Annotated in this window: 1 protein-coding gene; it reads right to left on the reverse strand. The window is 50.7% G+C overall.

The window, feature by feature from the left end; translation table 11 throughout:
- Nucleotides 1–27: 27 nt before the first annotated feature.
- Nucleotides 28–1,035, reverse strand: coding sequence for an IS5 family transposase (locus ACTHUR_RS11630; protein WP_440398675.1), 1,008 nt, complete (start codon nucleotides 1,033–1,035; stop codon nucleotides 28–30).
- Nucleotides 1,036–1,129: the final 94 nt, after the last annotated feature.

Below are 1,129 nucleotides of genomic sequence, written 5' to 3' on the forward strand. Positions count from 1 at the left end.
TGATTAATCAGGTATCCGGGCCGCCTTTTAGGCGGCAGCAGGCACACTTAGCCTGTTGGCGGCTTTCAATAGGTTCAAACACATCACCTTCAGATGGCTTTGTGCACTCACTTTGAGCAGCACAAAATAGCTTGACCGCGCATAGCGGAATTTACGGTGCAACGTACCGAAGCTTTGTTCGACCACATAACGGGTCTTCAACAAATATCGGTTACGTTTGGTTTGCACTTCCGACAGCGGACGGTTGCGGTGGGCTTTGCGCATAATGCCGTCCTGCAGCCGATGCTCTTCCAGATGTTGCCGGTTTTCCTTACTGTCGTAGCCTTTGTCGGCATAGACGGTCGTACCTTTGGATAGGCCTTCCAACAAAGGCAACAGGTGTTTGCATTCATGGGCATTGGCAGGGGTAATGTGCAGTTTCTCAATATAGCCTTCCGCATCGGTACGGGTATGTTGTTTGTAACCGAGTTTGTAGAGGCCGCTTTTCTTTATCCAACGGGCATCGCTGTCTTTACTCGGTGTGGTTTGGCTGCTGACTTGTCCTTCTTCATCGACTTCTATGGCCTGACGCTGTTTGCTGCCGGCGGTCTGAATAATGATGGCGTCAATGACGGCGACGGATGCTTTCTCTACTTTTAAGCCTTTTTCAGTCAGTTGGCGGTTGATCAGTTCCAGCAGTTCGGATAGGGTGTCGTCTTGCGCCAGCCAGTTGCGGTAGCGACATAAGGTGCTGTAATCGGGGATGCTCAGTTCGTCAAAACGGCAAAACAGGTTGAAATCGATGCGGGTGATGAGGCTGTGTTCGAGTTCGGGATCGGAAAGGCTGTGCCATTGGCCGAGCAGGACGGCTTTGAACATGGACAACAGGGGATAGGCGGGACGGCCGCGGTGGTCTCGGAGGTAACGGGTTTTTTGACGATTCAGGTATTGTTCGATCGGTTGCCAATCAATCACTTGATCCAACTTCAATAGTGGGAAACGGTCGATGTGTTTGGCGATCATGGCTTGGGCGGTTTGCTGAAAGAAGGTACTCATGGAAAATCCCCTAAATGTCTTGGTGGGAATTGAGGGGATTTTGGGGAATTTTGCAAAGGTCTCGGCCTATAATCTATCTGCCACACGCAAATAT

Source organism: Neisseria sp. P0021.S007, assembly GCF_051956855.1.